Genomic DNA, 23,762 nt, shown 5'->3' with positions numbered 1-23,762 from the left:
TCGCCGCCCACTGCCGGTCCGACAGCCAGAACTCTCCCGCCATGACCCAAGCTCCGCTACCCAGCAGCTTGAATCACAGCCCGCCGCGCCGCGCCTAGAACTGATTGGGTTTGGAGCCTAGAGCAGGCTGCGTTCGCTTGGACGCAGCGTGCTCTAGAAATCATTGAATCTAGAGCAAGAAATGCGTTCAGATGATTCCATCTGAACGCATATTGCTCTAGGCCGCGCGCAGCGTCCCCAGCGCCTGGCCGATGCCGCCGCGCAGTTCCTGCCCCTGGCGGGCAACCTCCGTGCTGATGACCTGAAGGTCCCGCACGGCGCCGGAGGTGGCCTCCACGCCCTGGCGCAGATGCACCACGGCCTCCGAGACGCGGGTGGTGCCGCCGGCGCCGACCGTCGCGCTGCGCGCGATCTCCTGCGTCGCGGCGCCCTGCTGGGTGACGGCGGCGGCGATGGACTGGGCGATGGAATCGACCTCCGCCACCACCGTGCCGATGCCGCGGATCGCCTCCACCGCGCCGGCGCTGGCGGTGCGGATCGCCTCGATCTGGCTCGCGATCTCCTCCGTCGCCTTGGCGGTCTGGCTGGCGAGCGTCTTCACCTCGCTCGCCACCACGGCGAAGCCCTTGCCGGCCTCGCCCGCCCGCGCGGCCTCGATCGTCGCGTTCAGGGCGAGCAGGTTGGTCTGGCCGGCGATGCCGGAGATCAGGCGCACCACGTCGCCGATCCGGGCGGCGCTTTCGGTCAGGCCGCCCACGGCGACATCGGCGCGGCTCATCTCCTCCACCGCGCGGCGGGCGACGCCGGCGGCATCGTCCACGCGGCGCGTGATCTCGTTCACCGACATGGAGAGTTCCTCGGCCGCGGCGGCCACGGTCTGGACGTTGCCGCTGGCCTCCTGCGCGCCGGCGGCGACTTCCTGGACCTGGGTGGAGGCGCTTTCCGCCGTGCCGCGCAGCACGGTGGTGGCGCCGGCCAGGTCGGTGGCGGAACGGCCCAGCGCCTCCACGATGCCGCCGACGGCCTGTTCGATGGAATCGGCGGCGCGGCGGGTGGCGGCGATGCGGTCGCGCTCCGCCTGGGCACGCAGCGCGGCGGCCTCCGCCTCCAGCCGCTGGCCGTCCAGCAGCTTGGCGTGCAGGACGGCGGCGGCGGCGGCGATGCGGCCGACCTCATCCACCCCCGCGGGGGGCAGCACCACCTGGTCCAGCCGGCCTTCCGCCATGGTGTCGATGGCGGCGGTCAGGCGGTGCAGGGGCTGGGCGACGGTGGCACGGACGCGCCAGAGGATCAGCGCCAGCACCAGCACCACCGCGATGGCGGTGGTCGCCAGCATGGCGAGCGCGGTGCGGTGCCCGGCTTGCACCGACGCGGCGGTCTCCCGGTTCAGCACCACGGTCAGCGCCTCGTTCAACTGGTCCAGCCCGCGGTTGAAGGCTTCGCGCGTCGATCGGTTCTGGTCGTTGTTGCCGAGGCGGTTGGCGGCCTCCCGCCCCTCCTCCACGCCGACGCGGGCAAGCTCCGCGCGGGCCTGGATGAAGGCGCGCACCGCGGGCTCCACGCCGGTCGCCATCGGCTGCAGCTCGGCCGGCAGCACGCGGCGCAGCGTCTCCCATTCCGTTTCCGTGTCGCGCAGATGGGCGCGGAGGTTGGCGGCGAAGCGTTCGGCCTGGGCGCGGTCGGCGGCCAGGTAGAGGCCGCGGCTTTCCATGACCACGGCGTAGATGGCGCCGCGCATGCGCTCGATGGCCGGGCGGGCGCCGGCCTGGGTGCGCAGCGTCTCGGAAGCCTCGGCCTGGCGCCGATCCGCTTCGAAGGCCACCAAGGCGCCGCCCAGCGCGACAAGGCCCAGAATGGAGGCGAGGATGGCGAAGCGGGCGCCGATGGTCCGAAGGCTGGTCAACGACATGAAGCTACTCCTGGCTCGCCGCCAGGATGTGCGCCAAGTGTGGGGGAACCCTTAACGGCGGCGACCGGCCCGCCGCACGCGTGCCGGGCGACGGGAAATCATGACAAATCCCGACACGCGGTCCCGCGCCGCGCCCGGCTTCCCCCTCAAGGCGCGCCCGACTTCACTCCCGCGGCACGCCCGCCGCCGCCACCGCCGCGGCCTGCCGTTCGGCGACCGCCGCCTCGGAGAAGTCCTCGACCAGTTCCATGAACAGGCGGTGCCAATTGGCCTGGGCGCGCAGCCGGAAGAAGACGCTGCCGAGGCCGATGGCCGCGCGGTCCATCAGCGGGAATTCGCGCGGGATCTTCACGCCACCGGTCCGCTTCAGCCCCTCATGCACCGTCTGGGCGACCTTGCGGCCATAGGCGGGGTCGTCGGAGGGGGTGATGGAGCGGACGCGGTCCTCGACCAGCGGTTCGTAGAGGAAGCGCGCCCAGAGGTTCAGGACCTCCATCGTCTCCTTCGACAGGTTGCGGAAGCCCCAGATGCCGTAGGCATGGGCCGCCTTGTCGATGTCGTGGTCGCGCACGGCCTCGTACAGCATGACCACGCCGGTGACGAAGCTGGCGGGGAAGATGCGGATGACGCCGAAGTCGAAGAGGTTCACGCCGTGGCCGACCGCCGCATCCGGCCGCACCTGGTAGTTGCCGAGATGCGGGTCCCCGTGGATGACGCCGTAGCGGTAGAAGGGCACGTACCACGCCTTGAAGAGCGCGCGGGCATAGGCGTTGCGCTCCTCCTCCGGCGGGTCTTCCTCCAGCCGCCGCAGGATGGGCCGGCCTTCCAGCCAGGTCATGGTCAGCAGGCGCTTGGTGGTGAGGTCCGGGATCGCCTCCGGCACCGCGACCCCCGGCGTGTCCCGCAGCATGGCGCCGTAGAGGCGCATGTGCGAGGCCTCGCGCTCATAATCCAGTTCCTCGCGCAGCCGGGCGGCGAGTTCGCTGTAGGCCTCGGCATTGTCGAGGGTGTTGTCCATGCGCTGGAAGACGCCGAGCGCCAGCTTGAGCTGGCGGAGATCGGCTTCCACGACCGAGGGCATGTCCGGGTATTGCAGCTTGCAGGCGACGTCGCGGCCATCGGGCAGCGTCGCGCGGTGCACCTGGCCGAGGCTGGCGGCGGCGGCGGCTTCCTGGCCGAACTTCGCGAAGCGGGACTGCCAGGCGGGGCCGAGTTCGCCCTGCATGCGCCGGCGCACGAAGGCCCAGCCCATGGGCGGCGCGTTGGATTGCAGCGTCGCCAGTTCCTGGGCGTATTCCTCCGGCAGCGCTTCCGGCACGGTGGAGAGGAACTGCGCCACCTTCATCAGCGGGCCCTTCAGCCCGCCCAGGATCTGCTTCAGATCCTCCGCATGCGCGGCCTTGTCGGTCTTGATGCCGAGGAAGCGTTCGCCCGCCACGCGCGCCGCGATGCCGCCCACGGCGCCGGAGGTGCGCACCATGCGCCGCACCTCCCCGAACAGCGTCGATCCCTTGTCGTTCCCGGCCATCGCGATCAGCCCGCCTGTTCGAGTTCGTCGATGAAGCCGCTGATGACGTCGAGCCCCTTGCGCCAGAAGGCGGGGTCGGAGGCATCGAGCCCGAAGGGGGCCAGCAATTCGCGGTGCCGCTTGGTCCCGCCGGCCTTCAGCATCTCCAGGTACTTCTCCTGGAACCGGGGATGGCCTTCTCGGAAGACGCCGTAGAGGGCGTTCACCAGGCAATCCCCGAAGGCGTAGGCATAGACGTAGAAGGGCGTGTGCACGAAGTGCGGGATATAGGCCCAGTAGACGCTGTAGTCCGGCGTGAAGTCGAAGGCGGGGCCCAGGCTTTCGGTCTGCACCTGCATCCAGATCTCGCCGATCCGCTCATGCGCGACCTCGCCCTTGCGGCGTTCCTCGTGCAGCAGCGTCTCGAACCGGTAGAAGGCGATCTGGCGGACCACCGTGTTCAGCATGTCCTCCACCTTGCCGGCCAGCAGGGCGCGGCGCTTGCGGGGGTCACGCTCCGCGTCCAGCACGGCGCGGAAGGTCAGCATCTCCCCGAACACGGACGCCGTCTCGGCCAGCGTCAGCGGGGTGGAGGACATCAGGTAGCCCTGTTGGGCCGCCAGCACCTGGTGCACGCCGTGGCCGAGTTCATGCGCCAGCGTCATCACGTCCCGCGCCTTGCCGTGGTAGTTCAGCAGCAGGTAGGGGTGGGCGGAGGGCACGGTCGGGTGCGCGAAGGCGCCGCTGGCCTTGCCGGGGCGCAGCGCCGCATCGATCCAGGGCTTCTCGAAGAAGGGGGCGGCGATCCGCTCCAGCTCCGGGCTGAAGGCGCCATAGGCGGCGCGGACGCGCGCCACGGCTTCCGGCCAGGGGATGGTGGTGTCCGCATCATCCGGCAGCGGCGCGTTGCGGTCCCAGTGCATCAGCTTCGGCAGGCCGAGCCACTTCGCCTTCATCGCGTAGTAGCGGTGGGACAGGCGGGGGAAGCTTTCCCGCACGGCGGCGACGAGGGCATCCACCACCTCATCCTCCACCATGTTGGCGCGGTTGCGCGAGGAGGTGGCGCGGGGGTAGCGGCGCCAGCCATCGATGATCTCCTTGTCCTTGGCGAGGACGTTGGTGATCAGGCTGAACAGGCGCACGCGGTCGCCGAAGGCGGCGGAGACGCCCTTGGCCGCCGCGGCGCGCACCGCGCGGTCATTGTCCGAGAGCTTGTTGAGCGCGGCGGAGACGGTCAGCTCCTCGCCGCCGACATCGACGCGCATGGCGGCGACGGTCTCGTCGAACAGGCGGTTCCAGGCGGAGCGGCCCGTCACCTCCTTCTCATGCAGCAGCTTCTCCAGCTCATCCGACAGCTGGTGCGGGCGGAAGACGCGGAGGTCCCGCAGCCAGGGGCGCCAGCGCGCCAGCGCGGCGGAGGAGAGGATCTTCTGCTCGAGCGCCGCATCCTCCAGCCGGTTCAGCTCCAGCGTCAGGAACAGCAAATGGCTGCTGATGGCCGTCACGCGTTCCTGGATGGTCTGGTAGAAGCGGCCATTCTCCGCGGATTGCGCATCGCCGGAGAAGACGAGCTGGGCGAAGGACATGGCCCGGCCCAGCACTTCCTCGATCGTCTCATAGGTGGTGATGGCGGCGGCGAGGGCATCGCCGGACAGGGTGGCGAGGCGGCCGGCATGGCTGGCCTCGAAGGCGCGGGCCTCGGCTTCCGCGCGGTCGAGGTCGGCGGCGAGGCGCGGATCCTCCGGCGCGGCATAGAGGTCGGACAGGTCCCAGGCCGGCAGGGCCTGCGCGGCGGCCGGGGCCAGGGGGGATGCCGTGGCGGCGGAATCGGGGGCGGCGGCGATGTTCTGGGTCACACCCTGCATATAGCCCGCCATGGCGCGAGGCCAACGGGGGCGGCCGCGATCCTTTCGGGGCGGCGGGCGCGAAGGCAGGGCCCGGCGTGCCGGCGCGGGCATCAACACCCTGGCAAATCATTTCGGGGATAAACCGCCCGACGGTTCGGGAGGCCAGGCGCATGCGCATCCGGTTGCTCTTCATCATCGGCTTCTGCCTGGTGGCCATTCCAGGCCTGCTCGCCAGCCTCTGGGCGGCCGGGGAGGCGCTGCGCGACGAGCGGCGCGTGGGCACGGCCATGGCGCAGCTGCAGGCGGCCGCGGATGCGCAGCGCGCGGTCAGCGCCATCGCGGTGGAGGTGGGCGCCTTCGGCACCGTGCTGCGGCAGGCGACGCCGGACCGCGCGCAGCTGAACGCCGATGCGGAGACGACGCGGCGGCTGATGCAGGCCGCCGCCGCCAGCGCCGCCGCGGCCAGGCTGGATGGCGGCGCCATCACCCGCCTGGCGGCGGAGGTGGATGGCGTGCGCGGCCGGGTGAACCAGGCGCTGGACCAGCCGCTGGACCGGCGCGACGCCAGCCTGGCGGCGGCCGGCGTGGCGGCGCGCAACCGCGCGGTGGAAGGGCTGCTGGCGATCGCGACGGAAGCGGCCAAGGGCGTGGCCCGCGCGGCGCCGGACCTGGCGCTGCTGGTGGAGGTGTCCTCCGCCGTGATGGACCTGCGGGACCAGGTCGGCCGGCGCAACGCGCAGATCCTGGCCTGGCTGTCCGGCACCCCCGTGCAGCTGGACGCCTTCCTGGCCGCGCAGGTCGCGACCGGGCGGGCGGAGCAGGCCTGGCTGGCGGCGCAGCGGCTGATCGATTCCGTCCCCGCCAACCCGGCCCTGGCCGCCGCGCTCGCCCGGCAGAAGGAGAGCTATGCCGGGCGGGATGAGGGGATCTGGCGCACCTACATGGGCGTGGCGCAGCGCCGCCTCGCCACCCCCGACACGCCCTTCGAGCTGACGGTGCAGGCCTATCGCGACTGGTCGCGGGGCGCGCAGGCTTCCATCCTGCAGCTGCGGGACGCGGCGCTGGATGGCGCGCTGCAGGCCGCGCGGGCCGAGCGGGCGGAGGCGGAGCGCACGCTGTGGCTGGCGCTCGGCCTGGCGGCGCTGGGCTTCGCCATGGCCATCGGCGGGGCGCTGCTGCTTCTGCGCCGCCTGGTCGGCCCGATCCGGGACCTGACCGCGACGGTCGGGCGCATCGCGGGCGGTGACCTGGCGGTGGCCGTGCCCTGCCAGGGCCGGACGGATGAGCTGGGGGAGATGGCCGCGGCGGTGGAGACGCTGCGGGCCGGCAGCGCGGAGCGCGTGGCGGAAGCCGCGGCGCGGGCGGAGGAACAGGCCCAGCGCCTGGCCCGGGCGGAACGGGTGGATGCGGTGCTGCGGCAGTTCGAGGACCAGGCGAGCGCCATGCTGCAGGGCGTCGCCTCCGCCGCCACGCAGCTGGATGCGACGGCGGAAAGCATGGCGGGCATCGCCGCGGATGGCAGCCGCCATGCCTCGGCCGTGGCGGCGGCGGCGGACCTGGCCAATGGGGGCGTGCAGACGGTGGCGGCGGCGACGGAGGAGCTGGCGGCTTCCTTCGGCGAGGTGACGCGCCAGATCCGCCACGGCTCCGAACAGGCGCAGGCGGCGACCGGCGCCGCGGACCAGGCCGGGCAGACCGTGCGCGGCCTGGCGGAGGCGGCCGAGCGGATCGGCGACGTGGTGCGGCTGATCAGCGACATCGCCGGCCAGACCAATCTGCTGGCGCTGAACGCGACCATCGAGGCGGCGCGGGCCGGGGAGGCCGGCAAGGGCTTCGCGGTGGTGGCCGGGGAAGTGAAGGCGCTGGCCGCCCAGACCGCCAAGGCGACGGAGGAGATCGGCAGCCAGATCGCCGCCATGCAGGCGGAGACGGGGCGCACCGTCTCCGCCATCGCGGAGATCTCCCGCATCATCGCGGTGGTGGGGGAAGCGACCGCGCAGGTGGCGGCGACGGCCGGCGAACAGGCGCAGGCGACGCAGGAGATCACCCGCGCGGTGGCGGAAGCGGCGCGGGGCACGGCCGATGTCTCCGGCCATGCCAGCGGCGTGAACGCGGATGCGGACCGCACGGGCGCGGCGGCGGCGGAGGTGCGGGCCGCTTCCTCCGACCTGTCGCGCCAGGCGGAGACGCTGCGGGCGGAGGTCGGGCGCTTCATGGCGGAGCTGCGGGCGGCCTGACCCGCCGGCGCCCCCCTCCCCCGGGGGCCGGCCGGGCCTGCCCTGCGGAATCGGGCGCGACCTTCGCGCCGTTCCGTGATACCCGGTCGCGCAAACCGGGGAGCGTCCTGAGGGCATGAACAGCGCCGAGGCGAGTGGCTGGACCAGCCTGCCGCAGATGATGCTGGATCTGTCGCGGGGCTGGCATGGCCGGCCGATGCTGCGGGCCTGGCAGGACAAGGCCTGGCGGCAGGTCAGCTGGGGCGAATTCGCCGCGCGCACCGCCTCCATCGCCGCCTTCCTGCGGGCGGAGGGCGTGGCGCCGGGGGACCGCGTGCTGCTGGTCAGCGAGAACCGGCCCGAATTCCCCATCGCCGATACCGCCATCATGGCGATCGGCGGCGTCACCGTGCCGACCTACACCACCAACACCGTCGCCGACCACGCGCATATCCTGCGCGACAGCGGCGCGACGGCGGCGATCGTCTCCACCCGCAAGCTGGCGGCGGCGGTGGCGGCGGCTTCCGCCCTGGCGGGGCGGCAGCTGGACCTGCTGCTGTGCATGGAGGCGGAGGCCCCCGGCGCGGCGCAGACCAGCCACCCCTGGTCCCGCGCCGAGGCGACGCCGTCCGACCCCGCGGGCCTGCTGGCGGAGGCGGAGCTGATCCCGCCCGGGCGGCTGGCCTGCATCGTCTATACCAGCGGCACGGGCGGGCTGCCGAAGGGCGTGATGCTGCCGCACCGCGCGCTGCTGTCGAACCGGGAGGGCGTGGCGCGGCTGGCGAAGCGGCTGAAGCTGGAGGGGACGCCCTACCTCTCCTTCCTGCCGCTGTCGCACAGCTACGAGCACACGGTGGGCGGCTTCCTGCTGCCCTCGCTGGGGGTGGAGGTGATCTATTCCCGCGGCGCCGACCGGCTGGCGGCGGAGTTCAAGGAATTCCAGCCCAGCATCGTCACCGCCGTGCCCCGGCTGTTCGAGGTGCTGCGCGCCCGCATCGAGGCGGGGGTGGAGAAGGAGGGCGGGCTGAAGGCGGTGCTGTTCCGCCAGGCGCTCGCCCTCGGCCTGAGAAAGCTGGACGGGCCGAGGCTGAACCTGCTGGAGCGCGCGCAGGACCTGGTGCTGGAACGGCTGGTGCGCGCCAAGGTGCGGGACCGCTTCGGCGGCAAGCTGCAGGCGATGGTGTCGGGCGGCGCGCGGCTCGACCCCGACCTCTCGGGCTTCTTCCTGGCGATGGGGCTGCCGGTGATCCAGGGCTATGGCCAGACGGAGGCCGGGCCGGTGATCAGCGTGAACCCGCCCTGGGCCATACGGCGGGAGACGGTGGGCCCGCCCCTGCCCGGCGTGGAGGCGCGGATCGCCGATGACGGCGAGCTTTGCGTGCGCGGCGACCTGGTGATGGATGGCTACTGGAACGACCCGGAGGCCACGGCGCGGGCGCTGCGCGATGGCTGGCTGCACACCGGCGATGTGGGGGAGATCGGCGCGGGCGGCTATATCCGCATCACCGACCGCAAGCGCGACTTCATCAAGACGCTGGGCGGGGACATGGTGAGCCCCGCCAAGATCGAGAGCCTGCTGATGGCGGAGCCCGAGATCGCGCAGGCCGTGGTGGCGGGCGAAGGCCGGCCCGGCATCGTGGCGCTGCTGGTGCCGGCGGAGGGGATGGAGGAGAAGGCGGCCGCGGCGGTGGAGCGCGTGAACCGGAAGCTCTCCTCCATTGAGCGCATCCGCCACAGCGCCGTGGTTCCCCCCTTCACGGTGGAGAACGGGATGCTGACGCCGACGATGAAGGTGAAGCGCCGCGTGGTGCTGGAACAGCACGCCGCGGTCGCGGAGAAGCTGTTCCAGCGGTGAGGAAGCGGCACCACGGGCCAGCGATGCCATGACCACCGATCTCACCGGCGTCGGCAAGGTGATCGAATCCCTGCTCGACGCGGCCGGCAGAAGCCTTGGTTACGTCCTTAAGCCATGGTCGATCCGCCGCGAGGGATATGCGCAGATCGAGGTCGAGGCCGCGCGGATCGAGGCGATAGCGGGGGCGGAAGCACGGGCGAAGCAGCGTCTGGCCCAGGCGGAGCGCGCGGCTGCAGCCCCGCTCGGCCTGCCGGATGACGATGCCGAGGCGACGAACCGGGCTGGCATCCGGGTACGTACGCGCGAACTTCGCGCGACACGGAATGTTGAGCGCATTCTCGGCGAGACCCGGGAAAGGCTCCTGGAATGGCATCCGGAGGAGGCCGTGAGGCCGGCGCCGATCGCGCCAGACTGGATGGACCAGTTCATGCGCCTTGCCGAGCACATCTCCGACGACGACATCCGTGAGATCTGGGTCCGGATCCTCGCCCGCCAGGCAGTGGCATCGGATCGCAAGACATCGCTGGCCACGCTCGACATCCTACGGCTGCTGGAGCCCCATCTGGCGCGGGAATTCCAGCGCTGCGTGGCATTCACCTGCGTGTTCGGGACTTGTTTCGACACCTGGGAGAGCGAGGACGAGGCCACCATCCTCAATACCCATCATACGGACATGCATGCGCTGGAAGAGATCGGCTTCCTGAAGCGCGTCTCGATACACGCCCCGGTCGTGGTGTTCCGCAACTTCCTGATCGGTTGCTTCGACCGCGCGCCAGTCCGGGCAAAGCGGGCAGGCGGCAGCCTGCAGCTCAAGCCGAAATCGTTCACCCATGACGTGGTGAACCTTTCGTGGCGCGGCACGGAACTCGCGTCCGTCTTCACGCCCGACTACCTCGACATCACCAACGGAACGCTCGAGCCGACGGCGGAAAGCGGGGGCGCATTCCATGCGCTGGAGGTGCGCCGCCGAATCCTGCTGGAATGGGGCACCCGGCTACAGAATTTCTGCGACCGGGTCCGGGTTGGCGTCAGCGTCCCGACCATGCGCGACGTCACGTCCGGTTTCGAGGCTGCCTTCACGCATGAATTCGCGGGCGACCGATGGGTACCGCTGGCGCCGTCCGAGATCGAGGCACAATTGGAGCTTCAGGGTATCAACAGGCAGGTCATCGACCAGAAGATGGCGGTGCTGCGCTCGATCATCGGCGACTGAGGCCGTTTCCGCAGCGCGGCAACCGCCCGGCCCGGTTCGATCCGCCTCAGACGTGCCGCGTCAGCCCGCCATCGACGCGGAGCGACTGGCCGGTGACGTAGGAGGCATCGTCCGAGAGCAGGTACGCGACCGCCGCGGCGATTTCCGGCGCATGGGCGTAGCGGCCCAGCGGGATGCGGGCGCGGCGCACTTCCTTCTCCGGCAGGCTGTCCACGAAGCCGGGCAGCACGGCGTTCACGCGGATGCCCTGCGGCGCCAGCGTATCGGCGGCAAGCTTGGTCCAGGCGCCGAGCGCGGCGCGCAGCGTGGTGGCGGGGAAATCGCCCTCCGGCTCCAGCGCCGCGTAGGAGGAGAGGTTGACCACGGCACCTGACTTCTGCGCCTGGAAGGTCGGCAGCACGCAGCGCAGCGCGCGGATCGCGCTCAGCATCACCATGTCGAAGCCGGCATGCCACTGGGCATCCGTCAGGTCGAAGAGCGGCGCCTTGGGCGGGTGGCCGGCATTGTTCACCAGCGCGTCGATGCGGCCCCACTTCGCCAGCGTGGCCGCCACCAGGCGCTCGATATCCGCGAGTTCCGTGACGGAGCCGGTGACGCCGAGCGCCTCGGGCAGCGTGGCCGCCAGCTTCTCCGCATTCCCCGAGGGCGACATGACGGCGACGCGCCAGCCATCCCGCGACAGGCGCTGCGCGACGGCGGCGCCGATGCCGCGGCCGGCGGCGGTGATGACGGCGACTTTCGCTGTCGAGATCGCGACCTTGCCGGACATGCTCAGTGGTCCCCGCCGCCGGGGCGATAGGCGCCGTTGTCGGTGGGGCGGAGCGCGCTGAACATCTCCGTCACCTGGCTGTAGTCGCGGTAGCCGCAGCGGGCCACGGCCTGGGCCTTCACCGTGTCGAACAGCCCATCCGTCAGGTAGTCGTCGTCGATATGCACGCCGAGCACCTGGCCCACCACCAGCCAGCCGCCCGTGCTGGTGCCGTCCACCGTGTGCAGCTCCATCGAATGCACGACCTTGCATTCGAGCGCGGCGGGAGAGGCGGCGACGCGGGGCGCGCGCACCGTGTGGCAGGCGGCCTTCTCCAGCCCCGCGGCCTCGAACTCATCGACCCCGGCGCCGAGCGCGGCGGAGGTCGCGTTCATCGCATCGAAGAGCGGGCGGGAGACCAGGTTGAAGACGAATTCGCCGGTGGCGATGGCGTTGGCGGCGGTGTGCTTCAGCCCGTCGCTGGAGAACATGCAGAGCGGCGTGCGCGTCTGCACCATGTTGAAGAAGCTGTAGGGCGCCAGGTTCGCGCGCCCCCCGGCATCCAGCGTCGAGATCCAGCCGATCGGGCGCGGGGCGATGATCGCCTTGATCGGGTCATGCGGCAGGCCGTGGCCGCTTCTCGGTTCGTAGAACATCCTGGTCGTCGCATCCCGGGCGCTGGTCGATGGAGGCTTGGCTGCCTGTCGCGGCTAGTTACGCCGCGCCGGAACGCGAAAACAACCCCACCGGGGCGGCGGCCCGGCCCTTCAATGCAGCGTGCGCCGGCCGGGAAAGGCGATGATGCGGCCTTCCACGGGCAGCAGCAGCCCCGCTTCCGCCATGGCGGCGGCGAAGCGCCAGGCGGCCTGCAGCGCCGCGGGCACCGCTTCCTCCGGCAGCCAGCCGCGCAGCACGCGAAGCCCCGTGGCGCGGTCCGCGGCCTGCAGCGCGGCGAGGAGGCGGAGCATCGCCTCCTCATCCTCCCCCACCCCGCAGCAATCGCAGCAGCGCATGTCGATCAGCCGGATGGCCTGGGAGCCGATGATGCCCATCAGCGCATCGAAGGCCTGCGCGCCCGGCGCGCCGACGCCGGCCATGGCGAAGAGTTCCCGGCAATCCGGGTGATCCCGCCCGGGATGCAGCAGGGGCCCGACCCAGCCGCGGATCGTGGCGACGACGAAGAGCGCGGCGGCGTCGAGGTCGATCGCCGCGCGGGGCGCGCGCCCGCCATCGCCCTCCGGCGCCGGATCGGCGGCGGGGTCGAGCAGGAAGGGCGAGAGCGGTGGCTTGGTCATGCGGGTCCTCCGATGCGACGGAGACTATTGAGAATGAGAGTGATTCGCAATTATGCTCGGGAACCCCGGATGGAACCCCCCATGCCCGACACCCTCCCCGCCTTGAACCCGGCGCTGGCCGCCCTGCTGTCCCGCGCCTCCGTGCCCGCGCGGTCGCTGACCGATCCCGGGCCGGATGACGCGGCGATCGGCCTGGCGGTGGCGGCCGCGCTGCGGGCGCCGGACCATGGCGGGCTGCGGCCCTGGCGCTTCCTGGTGGTGCGCGGCGCGGCCCGCGCGGCGCTGGGCGCGGTGCTGGCGGCATCGCTGGCGCGGCGGGTGCCGCAGACGCCGCCGGACCGGCTGGCGCTGGAGCAGGCGAAGCCGCTGCGCGCGCCGGTCGTGATCGTGGCGGGTGCCGCGGTCCGCGCGGACCATCCGATCCCGGCCTGGGAGCAGGAGGCCTCTGCCGCCGCGGGGGTGATGAACCTGATGAATGCGCTGGACGCGCAGGGACATGGCGCGATCTGGCTTTCCTCCCCCGCGCTGCGCGATGATGCGGTGAAGCGCGCGCTGGGCTTCGCGTCGGGCGATGCGCTGCTAGGCTGGATCTATGCCGGCACGCCGGCGGCGGAGCGTCCCCGCCCCCCGCGGCCCGCGCCGGACGGGTTCTGGCGGGAATGGCGCGGGGCGGAGGACATGGCATGACGGATCCCGCGCGCTGCATCCCCATCCTCGCCTCGCTCGACCTGGCGGAGACGCTGGCCTTCTACGGCGATCATCTCGGTTTCCGCGGGGAGCGGTGGGACGATTACGGCATCCTCCGCCGCGAGGCGATGGAGATCCATTTCTGGCTGGCGCGGGACCGCATCCATCCCGAGCACACATCCTGCTACATCCGCGGCGGCCAGGTTCCCGCGCTGCATGCCGAGTTCGCCGCGCGGTCCGTGCCGGGGCTGTCGCCCTTCGAGGTGAAGCCCTGGGGGATGAAGGAATTCCACCTGATCGACCCGCACGGCAACCTGCTGCGCTTCGGCTGCGCACCGCAGGAGATCGCGCACGACCACGGCGACGGCGAGGCGGCGTGATGGTGGCCAGCGCGGCGGCGTGATCCGCGCGCGCCGGGAGAAGCACCGGCGCGAGGCCGCGGGGCCCGAGGCCGATTGGCCGGCGCCGCCGTGGCGGCGCCGGGGCAGGCTACATGCCGAGCGCGCGGCGGTAGAGGTCGAGCAGCGTCTCCTGCTCCTCCACCTCGGCGGGCTCCTTCTTGCGGATGGAGATGATCTGCTTGATCACCTTCACCTCGAAGCCCGCGGACTTGGCTTCCGCGAAGATGTCCTTGATGTCCCCGGCCAGCGCCTTGCGTTCCTCCTCCAGGCGCTCGACGCGCTCGATGATGGAACGGAGCCGGTCGACGGCGATGCCGCCCACCTCGGGGTCCGGGTCCTTCTCCTGGCGGTCACGGCTGGCGGCCGCTCCCTGCAGGTCAACGTCGCTCATCAAGGGTGCTCCGGGCAGTGCGGCCGCGCGCGCCCGAGGGGGGCGCGGCGGGGATAGGAAGGGGCGCGATATACCCGTGGGCGAAGGGGGGCGCAAACCGCGCGGCCCCTCCCCTCTCCCTTAATGGCCCGGGTTGGCGGCGGCGAACTTCGCCTTCTGCTCGGCGCTCGCTTCCTTCTGGTACTGCGCCTGCCAGTCCTTGTAGGGCATGCCGTAGATGATCTCCCGCGCCTCGGGGTCCGTCAGGGGAAGCCCCTTCTCCTCCGCCGCGGCGCGGTACCACTTGCTCAGGCAGTTGCGGCAGAAGCCGGCCATGTTCATCAGGTCGATGTTCTGCACGTCGTGGCGGTCGCGCAGGTGCTGCACCAGGCGGCGGAAGGCGGCGGCTTCCAGCTCGGTCTGGGTCTGCTGGTCGATGTCGGGCATGGCTGGTCCTCCGTGGTCGGCCGGAATTTGGGCGTGGAGGACCAGCGGCGCCAGGGGCTGTCCCGCTCAGTCCGCGTATTCGCCCGCGGCCTGGATGATCGGGCGCCAGCGCGCCACTTCCTCCGCCAGGAAGCGGCGATGGTAGTCGGGTGTCGCGCGATCCTCGCTGGCGGCGACCGTCACGAGGTCGCCGAGCCGCGCCAGCAGCCGTTCCTCCTTCAGCGCGGCGCGCAGCGCGGCGGAGAGGCGCGCCTGCACCGGCGCCGGCGTGCCAGCGGGGGCGTAGAGGCCGTGCCAGGTGCTCATCGCGATGCTGGGCTGGCCGGCCTCCGCCGTGGTCGGCAGGTCGAGCCCCGCGACGCGGTTGGGCAGCGTGACGGCATAGGCCTTGACGCGGCCGTCCCGGATGAAGGGCGCGGTGTTGGTGGCCTGGTCGCAGAAGACATCGATGCGGCCGGCCATCAGTTCGGTGATGGCGGGCGCGCTGCCGCGGAAGACGACGCTGGTCATGGCGCGGCCCGCCGCCGCCTGCAGCAGCATGCCGCAGAGCTGGTTGGCGCCGCCGAGGCCGGAATGGGCGAGGTTCAGCCGGTCCCCCTGCTCCCGGATCGCGGCGATCAGGCCGGCCAGGTCATGCGCGGGGAAGTCGGGGCGGGCGATCAGCGTCATCGCCGCATCGGTCGCGATGCCGAGCGGGGCGAAGCCTTCCGTCACGCTGTAGGGCAGGCGGCGGTAGAGCGTCGCGCTGGCGGCGTGGCCGATATGGTGCATCAGCAGCGTGTGCCCGTCCGGCCGCGCCTGCGCGACCCGGGCCGCGGCGATGGTGCCGCCGGCGCCGGTCGTGTTCTCCACCACCACGGGCTGGCCGAGGTCGCGCGCCATGCCTTCCGCGACCAGGCGGCTGATGACGTCGGTCGGGCCGCCGGCGGCGAAGGGGACGGTGATGGTGATGGCGCGGCTGGGGAAGGCGGGCTGGGCCAGGGCGGGGGTGGCGAGGAGCGTGCCCAGGACGGCGCGGCGGGTGATGGTCATTGGCTTGTTTCCTCCGGGAGTGACAGCGAAGGCTTGGGTCAGGGCGCGCGGACTCCCACCCCGACCCGCCTTCGGCGTTGGTGCAGCGCCCCACCCCCCCGCAAGCGCGGGGGAGGGAGCGGCAGGGTCAGAGGTTGGCGCCCTTGATGGCGGCGATGACGGCTTCCGTGACCTCCGCCGTGTTCGCGGTGCCGCCGACGTCGCGGGTGCGGATGCCGGCGGCGCAGACGCGCTCCACCGCCTCCATCAGCAGGCGGCCGGCGACGGGCTCGCCGAGATGCTCCAGCATCATCGTCGCGGTCCAGAAGGTGGCGACGGGGTTGGCGACGCCCTTGCCCGCGATGTCGAAGGCGGAGCCGTGGATGGGCTCGAACATCGAGGGGAAGCGGCGGGACGGGTCGAGGTTGGCGGTGGGCGCCACGCCGAGCGAGCCGGCGACGGCGCCGGCCAGGTCGCTGAGGATATCGGCGTGCAGGTTGGTGGCGACGACGGTGTCGATGCTGCGCGGCCGCTGGATCATGCGCGCGGCCATCGCATCCACCAGCTCCTTCTCCCACGTCACCTCGGGGAAGTCCTTCGCCACCTCGGCGGCGATCTCGTCCCAGAAGACCATGCCGTGCTTCTGGGCGTTGGACTTCGTCACCACCGTCAGCAGGCGGCGCGGGCGCGCCTTCGCGATCTCGAAGGCCGTGCGCATGATCCGGGTGACGCCGGCGCGGGTGAAGATCGCGGTCTCCGTCGCGATCTCCTCGGGGTGGCCGCGATGGGCGCGGCCGCCATGGCCGGCATATTCGCCCTCGCTGTTCTCGCGCACGATGACCCAGTCGATGTCCCCGGGCTCCACGGCGCGGAGCGGGCTGGTGAGGCCGGGCAGGACGCGGGTCGGGCGGATATTGGCGTATTGGTCGAAGCCCTGGCAGATGCGCAGGCGCAGGCCCCAGAGGGTGATGTCGTCCGGCAGATCCTTGTCGCCGACCGCGCCGAAATAGATGGCGTCGAAGCGCTTCAGCGTCTCCAGCCCATCCTCCGGCATCATGCGGCCATTGGCGCGGTAGTAGTCGCTGCCCCAGTCGAAGCTCTCGACCTGCAGCGTGAAGTCGCCGCAGCGTTCGGCCAGCGCGCGCAGCACGGCGAGGCCGGCGGGGATGACTTCCTGGCCGATGCCGTCGGCGGGGATGGCGGCGATCCTGTGGGTGCGCATGGCTGTGGAGCCCTATCCGTTGGTGGTATGGATGGTGGGATGGATACTGCGTCGAGACAGGACCGGGTGCGGCCGGCCGCACCCTCCCCCGCCCGGCAGAGCCTGGCCGATGCCGCCTATGCCGCGCTGAAGGCGAGCATCCTGGAAGGGCTGCTGCCGCCGGGGCATGAGGCGGTGGAACAGGCGATCGCCGACCAGCTCGGCATGAGCCGGACGCCGGTGCATGAAGCCGTGCTGCGGCTGCAGCACGAAGGCATGGTCCGCATCCTGCCGCGGCGCGGCGTGATGGTGCTGCCGATCGACCCCGAGGACCTGCGCCAGACCTACCAGGTGCTGATCGCGCTGGAGGGCGAGGCCGCGGCGCTGCTGGCCGCGCGGGGCGATGCCGCGGCCGCCACGCTGGCCGCGATGCGGGAGGCGACGGATGTGATGGTGGCGGCGCTGGAGGGCGGCGACCGCGCCGGCTGGGCCGCGGCGGATGACCGCTTCCACCGCGCCCTGCTGGCGGGCTGCGGGAACCCGAAGCTGGCGCGGCTGGCGGAGACCGCGGCCGACCAGGCGCAGCGCGCCCGCGCCGCGACGGCGGGGCGGCGCGGCGAGCCGGAGACATCCGGCATCGAGCATGAGGCGATCATGGCGGCGCTGGCGGCGGGGCAGCCGGAGGCGGCGCGGACGGCACTCGCCCGGCACCGCGCCCGCGCCAGCGCGGATATCCTGCGGGCGCTGGGGCGCTGAACGACGCTGGACGGGGTGGGGTGGACGCCTCATCTTGCATGCGTTCTTCCATACCACGAAGAATTCCACAAGCGCGCCGGTGCCGGCCGCGGTTGATCGCCGCCGCCGGCCCGTCATGATGCGCGCATAGCCGGGGAGGCAGCATGACGGCCTGGAACGACCAAGACGCCCGCGCGGGACTCGGGAAGCTGTTCGCGGCGGCGGTGGCGAGTGCCGATCCGCGGGTGGTGCTGGCCCGGCACCTGCCGGAACCGCCCCGGGATGGGCGGGTGGTGGTGGTCGGCGCCGGCAAATCGGCCGCGGTGATGGCGGCGGCGGTGGAGGCGGCCTGGCCGGCGGTGCCGCTCTCCGGCGTCGTCGTCACGCGCTACGCCCATGGCTATCCGACGCGGCGCATCGAGGTGCTGGAGGCATCGCACCCCGTGCCGGATGCGGCGGGCGCCGCCGGCGCGAGGCGGGTGCTGGAGGCGGTGGCCGGGCTGACGGAGCGGGACCTGGTGCTGTTCCTGGTCTCGGGAGGCGGATCGTCGCTGACGACCTTGCCGGCGCCGGGGCTGACGCTCGAGGATCTGATGGCGGTGAACCGGGCGCTGCTCGCCTCCGGCGCCACCATCAACGAGATGAACTGCATCCGCCGGCACCTCTCCGCCTTCTCCGGCGGGCGGCTGGCCGTGGCGGCGCATCCGGCGCGGGTCGTGACGCTGGCGATCAGCGACGTGCCGGGGGACGACCCGACCGTGATCGCGAGCGGCCCGACGGTGCCGGACCCCTCGACGTTCGGGGAAGCGCGGGCGCTGGTGGCGCATTACGGCATGGCGCTGCCCGACGCCGTCGTCGCGCATCTGGCGCGGGGGACGGAGGAAAGCCCGAAGCCGGGGGATCCGCGCCTCGGCACGGTCGATTACCGCTTCATCGCGACGCCGCGCATGGCGCTGGAGGCGGCGGCGGAGGCGGCGCGGGGGATGGGGCTGGCGCCGCTGATCCTGGGCGATGCGCTGGAGGGCGAGGCGCGGGAGCTGGGCAAGGCGATCGCGGGCATCGCGCTCTCGGCCCGCGCGCATGGCCATCCCCTGCCCGGCCCCTGCGTGCTGCTCTCCGGCGGCGAGACGACGGTGACGATCGGGCGGGAAGGCCATGGCCGCGGCGGGCGGAATGCGGAGGCGCTGCTGGGCTGCGCCGTGGCGCTGGCGGGCGCGCCGGGCATCTGGGCGCTGATGGGCGACACGGACGGGATCGACGGGTCGGAGAGCAATGCGGGCGCGATCGCCACGCCCGATACGCTGGCCCGCGCCCGCGCCAGGGGGCTGGACCCGCGGGCGGTGCTGGCGCGGCATGACAGCTACAGCCTCTTCGCGGCGCTCGGTGACCTGCTGGAACCCGGGCCGACACTCACGAATGTCAATGATTTCAGGGCGGTGCTGGTGGCATGAGCTTCGCGACGATCCCCCTGCCGGCGGCGCCGGACGTGCTGGCGCCTGATGGGTCGGAGGTGCGGCTGCTGGTCCGCGCCGCCGGCGGCACCATGGCGCATTTCAAGCTGAACCCCGGCGAGGTCTCCATCGCGGTGACGCACCGCACGGTGGAGGAGCTGTGGTTCGTCATCGCCGGGCGCGGCGAGATGTGGCGCCGGGATGCGACGCGGGAGGAGGTGACGCCGCTGAGGCCCGGGGTCAGCCTCAGCATCCCGCTGGGGACGGAATTCCAGTTCCGCGCGGCGGAGGACGAGGCCTTCGAGGCGGTGGCGATCACCATGCCGCCCTGGCCGGGGCCGGATGAGGCGGTGCATGTGGCGGGGAAGTGGGCGCCGAAGGTGCCGGGGTAGCGGTCCGATCCATCGGTTGAATGACCGGCATCAACCGGACCAATTGACCGATTGATCCGCATCAAGCCGCCGGGTTGATGGCCGGCGCATGCTGTCCGCCATGGAAGGCGCCCCCCCTTGCCGGGGCGCCGCGCAGCCCGAGGAGGCCACCATGGCGTTCCAGAAATCCGATTTCGACGTGACCGATCCCGCCATTGCCGTGCGGCTGATGGCCGGCCTGTTCTACGTGCCGCATGCGCTGTTCAAGCTGAACGGGCTGGAGGGTGCGGCCGGGCTGTTCGGGCGCATCGGCTTCCACCCGCCGCTGGCCTGGGTGTGGCTGGCGATCGCGGCGGAACTGGCCTGCGCGGTGGCGCTGACCCTCAATATCCAGGTGAAGTGGATGGGCCTGGTCTCGGCCTTCGTCATGCTGCTGGCGGGCTATGCGGTCGTGATGACCAAGGGGCCGGCCTGGCTGTGGAATTTCGGGGGCGTCGAATACATCGCCTTCTGGGGCGTCGCCTCCCTCGCGCTGGCCGCGCAGGCCTGGAAGCGCGAATACGCGGCCTATGGGCGGGTCTTCCTGCTGTGGCCGAGCCTGGAGCGGGGCGTGGTCAGGGCCTGACGCGACAAGGGCCGGGGGAGCGATCCCCCGGCCGCGCATGGTGGCCTGGACGTCGCCGCGGGGGCAGGGCAGCCTCGCCCGATCACGATACGAGGTCGTTCCGATGATCCGCTGGTCCCGGCTGCGCGGGCTGGTGCTTTCGCCGCGCCGGGAGTGGGCCGCCATCGCCGCGGCAGAATCGCCTTCCCTCTCGCGCAGCCTGGCGCTGATGGTGCTGCCGTGGCTGCTGGTCCTGGCCTATGGCGCGATGCTGGGCGGGCCGCTCCTGCCGGTGCTGGAACAGTCCCCGGTGTTCATGCAACGGCCGGATGGCAGCCAGGTGCAGATCGGCGTGATGACCAGGGGGCGGACGGGGGGATTGCTCACCAGCCTCGGCGGCATCGCGGGGACACTGGCCTGGGTGGCGCTGCAACGCGCGATGATCCTGCGGAGCGCCACGCGGCACCTGGCCGCGCCGGATGGCGTGGCGGCGCTGAAGCTCACGCTCCATGCCTTCGTGCCGGTCTGGATCGCGCTCGTGCTGGTGCCGTTGACGCCGCTGCTGTTCCTGCCGGCGGCGATCCATGCGGTGGTGCTGACCTATCTGGGGGCGCCCATGCTGCTGCCGCCGCATCAGGGGCAGGAGAAGAGGTTCGGGAGGTCGGTCGCCTTCGGCACGGTCCTGTTCGGGCTGGTGACCATCGGCGGCGCCGTGGCCGCCGCGCTGGGGCTGGCCAGCGTGGTCCTGGGCTAGAAGGCTGCTGGGCTGGAAGGCGGGGCGGGGCCGAAGCCCCGCCCCCAGTCACGTCAGCGCAGCACGATCTCGACGCGGCGGTTCTGCGGCTCCCGCACCCCGTCGGCCGTCGCGACCAGCGGGCGGCTCTCGCCGAAGGCCTGGACGCTGATGTTGCCGCGGGCGACGCCCTGGCGCTCCAGCTCGCTCGCCACCGCCGCCGCGCGACGCTCGGACAGGCGCTGGTTGTACTGCGGCGTGCCGGCGCGGTCGGCGTGGCCGGCCACCTCGATCCGCGTGGTCTGCACGCGCGTGGAGTTCTGCGCGGCGTCCGCGATGATCTGGCGGGCACGGTCCGTCAGGTCGGCGCGGTCGAAGTCGAAGAACACCAGGTAGGTGCGCGCGGGCGCCGGCGCCTGCACGACGGGCGCGGCCGGGGCCACGACCGGGGGCGGCGGCGGCGTCTGGCCGAAGGCGTAGCGGATGCCGAGCAGGATGGAGTGGTTGTAGTTCTCGCTGCGCGTGTCGCCGCGGGAGACCGTGAAGGAACCACCGCCGCTGCTGGTATCGAGCTTGTGCTCCAGCGTGCCCATGAAGCGGTATTCCGCCGTGAAGGCCAGGCCCGGGGCCCAGGCGGTCAGCGGCACGGAGGCGCCGGCGATGGCCTGGTAGGCGAAGCGGCCATCGGTGCCGTCGGTGCGGACCTGGCCGCCCAGCACGTTGGCGCGGACATTGTCGAATTCCCGCCAGACATAGCCGGCGCCGACGCCGACATAGGGCTGGAAGGAGAAGCCGCCGAAGTTCAGGCCGAGGTCGAAATCATACAGCGCATTGGCCATCACGCCGTAGCTGCGGGCCTTGCCGGTGGCGTTGGTGGTGCCGCCGAAGCCGCTGATCTGGTCGACCTCGTTCTCGCGGTAGCTGCCCTCGATCTCGGCCCGCACGCCGTTGCCGAAGCCGTAGCCGAGGCTGACCACGCCGACCCAGCCCATGTCGAAGGAGATGTCGCCCCGCGTGCTGCGGCCGCTGGCGGCCAGCGACTGGCCGAGCTGGCCGGTGGCCGAGAGGTCGGCATCCTGCAGCCAGTTCACGCCGGCGCCGGCGCCGATGTAGAGGCCGTTCACCTGCTGCGCCTGGGCGGCCGTGATCGGCAGCGCCAGCAGCGTGGTGGCGAGGAGGGTGTTTCTGAGGCTCATCACTGTATCTCCGAGGGAAGGCCGGACGGGCTGGCCAGCGGCCTTGCGGGCCACCGTGTCCGCTGGTCCCAACGCGGTTCCCGGGAAAAGTCGCCAAGGCGAAAAATGATTCGGGGGGCCTGTGGCGGATTGGCCACACCCCAGGGTGGCCCCTTTGTAACACCCGCCAACACCCCCCGCCGAGACTTAACGATACTAAGCTACAATCCGAAACTGGCGCCGTTGGCTTAGATGACTTAAGGTAAGCCCATGCGCGACCCAGCCCTCGAAGCCCTGCTGACCCAGCGGGGCGCCGTCACCCGTATCGCAACCGCCCTCGGCATCTCCACCGCCGCCGTTTCCCAGTGGAAGCGCGTGCCGGATGACCGCGTTGCCGAAGTGGCGCGTGCCCTTGGCGTGCCGCCCACCACCATCCGGTCCGACGTGCCGGAGGTGCTGCCCGATACCCCACGCCGCGAAGGATATGCCCGAGTCATGGCCCAACGGATTCCGCTGCGGCGCCGGCGGCGCACCAAGATCATCGCGACCCTCGGGCCGGCCTCCTCCTCCGCCGAGGTGATCGAGCGGCTGTTCCGCGCCGGCGCCGACGTGTTCCGCCTCAACTTCTCCCACGGCTCCCATGCCGACCATGCGGAGCGCATCGCCATCATCCGGGCGCTGGAGCAGAAGGTGGACCGGCCGATCGGCATCCTGGCCGATGTCCAGGGCCCGAAGCTGCGCGTCGGCAAGTTCCAGGGCGGGCGGGTGCAGCTGCAGACGGGGCAGAAATTCCGCCTCGACCTCAGCCCCAACCCCGGCGATGTCCGCCGCGTGCAGCTGCCGCATCCCGAGATCATCGCCGCGGCCGGCATCGGCACCACCCTGCTGCTGGATGACGGCAAGCTGCGCCTGCGCGTCCTGCACAAGCGGGAGGACCACCTGGAGACGGAGGTCGTGGTCGGCGGCGCGCTGTCCGACCGCAAAGGCGTGAACGTGCCCGACGTGGTGCTGCCCATCCCCGCGCTGACGGAGAAGGACCGCGCGGACCTCGACTTCGTGCTGGAGCAGGGGGTCGAATATATCGGCCTCAGCTTCGTGCAGCGGCCGGAGGACGTGATCGAGGCCAAGCAGATCGCGGCCGGCCGCGCCTGGATCATGGTGAAGATGGAGAAGCCGCAGGCGGTCGAGAACCTCGACGCCATCGTGGCGCTGGCGGATTGCGTGATGGTGGCGCGCGGCGACCTCGGCGTGGAATGCCCGCCGGAGGAGGTGCCGCTGATCCAGAAGCGCATCGTCCGCACCGCCCGCGCCGCCGGCAAGCCGGTGGTGGTGGCGACCCAGATGCTGGAGAGCATGATCACCGCGCCCTCGCCCACCCGGGCGGAGGCCTCGGACGTCGCGACCGCGGTGTTCGACGGGGCGGATGCGGTGATGCTGTCAGCCGAGACGGCGGCCGGGCAGTTCCCCTTCGAGGCCGTGAACATCATGGACCGCATCATCGCGCGCGTCGAAGGCGATCCGGGCTGGCGGACGCTGACCGATGCGGAACGCCCGGCGCCCGAGAAGACCAGCGCCGGCGCCATCGCCGCGGCCGCCCGCCAGGTGGCGCAGACCATCGAGGCGGAGGTGATCGCGACCTTCACCTCCACCGGCTCCACCACGCTGCGCGTGGCGCGGGAGAGGCCGTCCTGCCCGATCCTCGGCCTGACCTCCTCGCTCCAGACCTCGCGCCGCATGGCGGTGGTGTGGGGGGTGCATCCGCTGGCCTCGGTGGAGCCGCATTCGATGACGGACATGGTCGCCAAGGCGATCCGCGCCGCCAGCCAGGAAGGCTTCGCCAAGCATGGGGACGAGGTGGTGGTGACGGCGGGCGTGCCCTTCGGCACGCCGGGCACGACCAATGCGCTGCGGGTCGCGATCGTCAAATAGGCCGACTTGACGCCAGCGGGCGGCGCGCCTTCCCTGCGCTCCGCCTGCCAGGAGCCA

The 23,762-nt window shown here is 71.9% G+C and carries 22 protein-coding genes; 11 read left to right on the top strand and 11 right to left on the bottom strand.

From position 1 onward, the window contains the following. Positions 1–217 precede the first annotated feature (217 nt). The 3 genes from JJI54_RS30255 to JJI54_RS30245 form a co-directional block, all read right to left on the bottom strand. Positions 218–1,909, bottom strand: coding sequence for a methyl-accepting chemotaxis protein (locus JJI54_RS30255; RefSeq protein WP_203077148.1), 1,692 nt, complete (start codon positions 1,907–1,909; stop codon positions 218–220). Between the two features lie 163 nt (positions 1,910–2,072). After that, positions 2,073–3,437: an ABC1 kinase family protein gene (locus tag JJI54_RS30250; RefSeq protein WP_203077147.1), complete on the bottom strand. Its 1,365-nt coding sequence runs from the start codon at positions 3,435–3,437 to the stop codon at positions 2,073–2,075. Positions 3,438–3,442: 5 nt separating this feature from the next. Then, the gene (locus JJI54_RS30245) at positions 3,443–5,281 is read right to left on the bottom strand and encodes a M3 family oligoendopeptidase (RefSeq protein WP_203077146.1); all 1,839 of its coding nucleotides are present in this window, start codon (positions 5,279–5,281) and stop codon (positions 3,443–3,445) included. Positions 5,282–5,433: 152 nt separating this feature from the next. Between JJI54_RS30245 and JJI54_RS30240 the strand changes: the two genes are divergently transcribed. The 3 genes from JJI54_RS30240 (at position 5,434) to JJI54_RS30230 (ending at position 10,547) form a co-directional block, all read left to right on the top strand. Further along, on the top strand, positions 5,434–7,500 hold the full coding sequence (locus tag JJI54_RS30240; protein ID WP_203077145.1) for a methyl-accepting chemotaxis protein: 2,067 nt from the start codon (positions 5,434–5,436) through the stop codon (positions 7,498–7,500). Between the two features lie 115 nt (positions 7,501–7,615). Further along, positions 7,616–9,334, top strand: a complete 1,719-nt coding sequence (locus JJI54_RS30235) for an AMP-dependent synthetase/ligase (RefSeq protein ID WP_203077144.1) — start codon at positions 7,616–7,618, stop codon at positions 9,332–9,334. A gap of 28 nt (positions 9,335–9,362) precedes the next feature. Beyond that, complete coding sequence (locus JJI54_RS30230) at positions 9,363–10,547, top strand: DUF2806 domain-containing protein (RefSeq protein ID WP_203077143.1); 1,185 nt, start codon at positions 9,363–9,365, stop codon at positions 10,545–10,547. A 46-nt stretch (positions 10,548–10,593) separates the two neighbouring features. Here the strand turns inward: JJI54_RS30230 and JJI54_RS30225 are convergent, their stop codons facing one another. From JJI54_RS30225 to JJI54_RS30215, 3 genes are all read right to left on the bottom strand, one after another. After that, a complete protein-coding gene (locus JJI54_RS30225) occupies positions 10,594–11,316 on the bottom strand; it encodes an SDR family oxidoreductase (RefSeq protein ID WP_203077142.1) in 723 nt (240 codons plus the stop codon). A 2-nt stretch (positions 11,317–11,318) separates the two neighbouring features. Beyond that, the gene (locus tag JJI54_RS30220; protein ID WP_203077141.1) at positions 11,319–11,951 is read right to left on the bottom strand and encodes a flavin reductase family protein; all 633 of its coding nucleotides are present in this window, start codon (positions 11,949–11,951) and stop codon (positions 11,319–11,321) included. A gap of 111 nt (positions 11,952–12,062) precedes the next feature. Further along, on the bottom strand, positions 12,063–12,590 hold the full coding sequence (locus JJI54_RS30215; RefSeq protein WP_203077140.1) for a hypothetical protein: 528 nt from the start codon (positions 12,588–12,590) through the stop codon (positions 12,063–12,065). An 81-nt stretch (positions 12,591–12,671) separates the two neighbouring features. Between JJI54_RS30215 and JJI54_RS30210 the strand changes: the two genes are divergently transcribed. Both JJI54_RS30210 and JJI54_RS30205 read left to right on the top strand, forming a co-directional pair. Continuing rightward, positions 12,672–13,277, top strand: coding sequence for a nitroreductase family protein (locus tag JJI54_RS30210; protein WP_203077139.1), 606 nt, complete (start codon positions 12,672–12,674; stop codon positions 13,275–13,277). Further along, complete coding sequence (locus tag JJI54_RS30205) at positions 13,274–13,657, top strand: bleomycin resistance protein (protein ID WP_203077138.1); 384 nt, start codon at positions 13,274–13,276, stop codon at positions 13,655–13,657. Before JJI54_RS30210 ends, JJI54_RS30205 begins: the two co-directional genes overlap by 4 nt. A 109-nt stretch (positions 13,658–13,766) precedes the next feature. Here the strand turns inward: JJI54_RS30205 and JJI54_RS30200 are convergent, their stop codons facing one another. From JJI54_RS30200 to JJI54_RS30185, 4 genes are all read right to left on the bottom strand, one after another. After that, the gene (locus JJI54_RS30200) at positions 13,767–14,069 is read right to left on the bottom strand and encodes a DUF2312 domain-containing protein (RefSeq protein ID WP_203077137.1); all 303 of its coding nucleotides are present in this window, start codon (positions 14,067–14,069) and stop codon (positions 13,767–13,769) included. Positions 14,070–14,189: 120 nt separating this feature from the next. Beyond that, positions 14,190–14,495: a DUF1244 domain-containing protein gene (locus tag JJI54_RS30195; protein ID WP_203077136.1), complete on the bottom strand. Its 306-nt coding sequence runs from the start codon at positions 14,493–14,495 to the stop codon at positions 14,190–14,192. 66 nt (positions 14,496–14,561) lie between these two features. Beyond that, positions 14,562–15,527, bottom strand: coding sequence for a tripartite tricarboxylate transporter substrate-binding protein (locus tag JJI54_RS30190; protein WP_203077135.1), 966 nt, complete (start codon positions 15,525–15,527; stop codon positions 14,562–14,564). A gap of 127 nt (positions 15,528–15,654) precedes the next feature. Beyond that, positions 15,655–16,728, bottom strand: a complete 1,074-nt coding sequence (locus JJI54_RS30185; RefSeq protein WP_203077134.1) for a tartrate dehydrogenase — start codon at positions 16,726–16,728, stop codon at positions 15,655–15,657. Between the two features lie 39 nt (positions 16,729–16,767). Here JJI54_RS30185 and JJI54_RS30180 point away from each other — a divergent pair, with 39 nt between their 5' ends. The 5 genes from JJI54_RS30180 to JJI54_RS30160 all read left to right on the top strand — a co-directional run bounded on the left by JJI54_RS30180 (position 16,768) and on the right by JJI54_RS30160 (position 20,622). Then, positions 16,768–17,463: a GntR family transcriptional regulator gene (locus tag JJI54_RS30180; RefSeq protein WP_203077133.1), complete on the top strand. Its 696-nt coding sequence runs from the start codon at positions 16,768–16,770 to the stop codon at positions 17,461–17,463. 143 nt (positions 17,464–17,606) lie between these two features. After that, on the top strand, positions 17,607–18,893 hold the full coding sequence (locus JJI54_RS30175; RefSeq protein WP_203077132.1) for a glycerate kinase type-2 family protein: 1,287 nt from the start codon (positions 17,607–17,609) through the stop codon (positions 18,891–18,893). Then, on the top strand, positions 18,890–19,285 hold the full coding sequence (locus tag JJI54_RS30170; RefSeq protein WP_203077131.1) for a cupin domain-containing protein: 396 nt from the start codon (positions 18,890–18,892) through the stop codon (positions 19,283–19,285). The genes JJI54_RS30175 and JJI54_RS30170 overlap by 4 nt, the downstream gene beginning before the upstream one ends. Positions 19,286–19,436: 151 nt before the next feature. Then, entirely contained in the window at positions 19,437–19,889 is a 453-nt protein-coding gene (locus JJI54_RS30165; protein WP_203077130.1) for a DoxX family protein, read from the top strand. A 103-nt stretch (positions 19,890–19,992) separates the two neighbouring features. After that, a complete protein-coding gene (locus JJI54_RS30160; protein ID WP_203077129.1) occupies positions 19,993–20,622 on the top strand; it encodes a hypothetical protein in 630 nt (209 codons plus the stop codon). Between the two features lie 53 nt (positions 20,623–20,675). Here JJI54_RS30160 and JJI54_RS30155 read toward each other — a convergent pair whose 3' ends face one another. Next, on the bottom strand, positions 20,676–21,797 hold the full coding sequence (locus tag JJI54_RS30155; RefSeq protein WP_203077128.1) for an OmpA family protein: 1,122 nt from the start codon (positions 21,795–21,797) through the stop codon (positions 20,676–20,678). 474 nt (positions 21,798–22,271) lie between these two features. Here JJI54_RS30155 and pyk point away from each other — a divergent pair, with 474 nt between their 5' ends. Continuing rightward, the gene (pyk, locus tag JJI54_RS30150; protein WP_203077153.1) at positions 22,272–23,705 is read left to right on the top strand and encodes a pyruvate kinase; all 1,434 of its coding nucleotides are present in this window, start codon (positions 22,272–22,274) and stop codon (positions 23,703–23,705) included. Positions 23,706–23,762 lie beyond the last annotated feature (57 nt).

The sequence above is a fragment of the Falsiroseomonas ponticola genome, assembly GCF_016805305.1.
Classification (GTDB): Bacteria; Pseudomonadota; Alphaproteobacteria; order Acetobacterales; family Acetobacteraceae; genus Falsiroseomonas; species Falsiroseomonas ponticola.
This window is presented reverse-complemented; position numbering and strand designations above follow the sequence as displayed.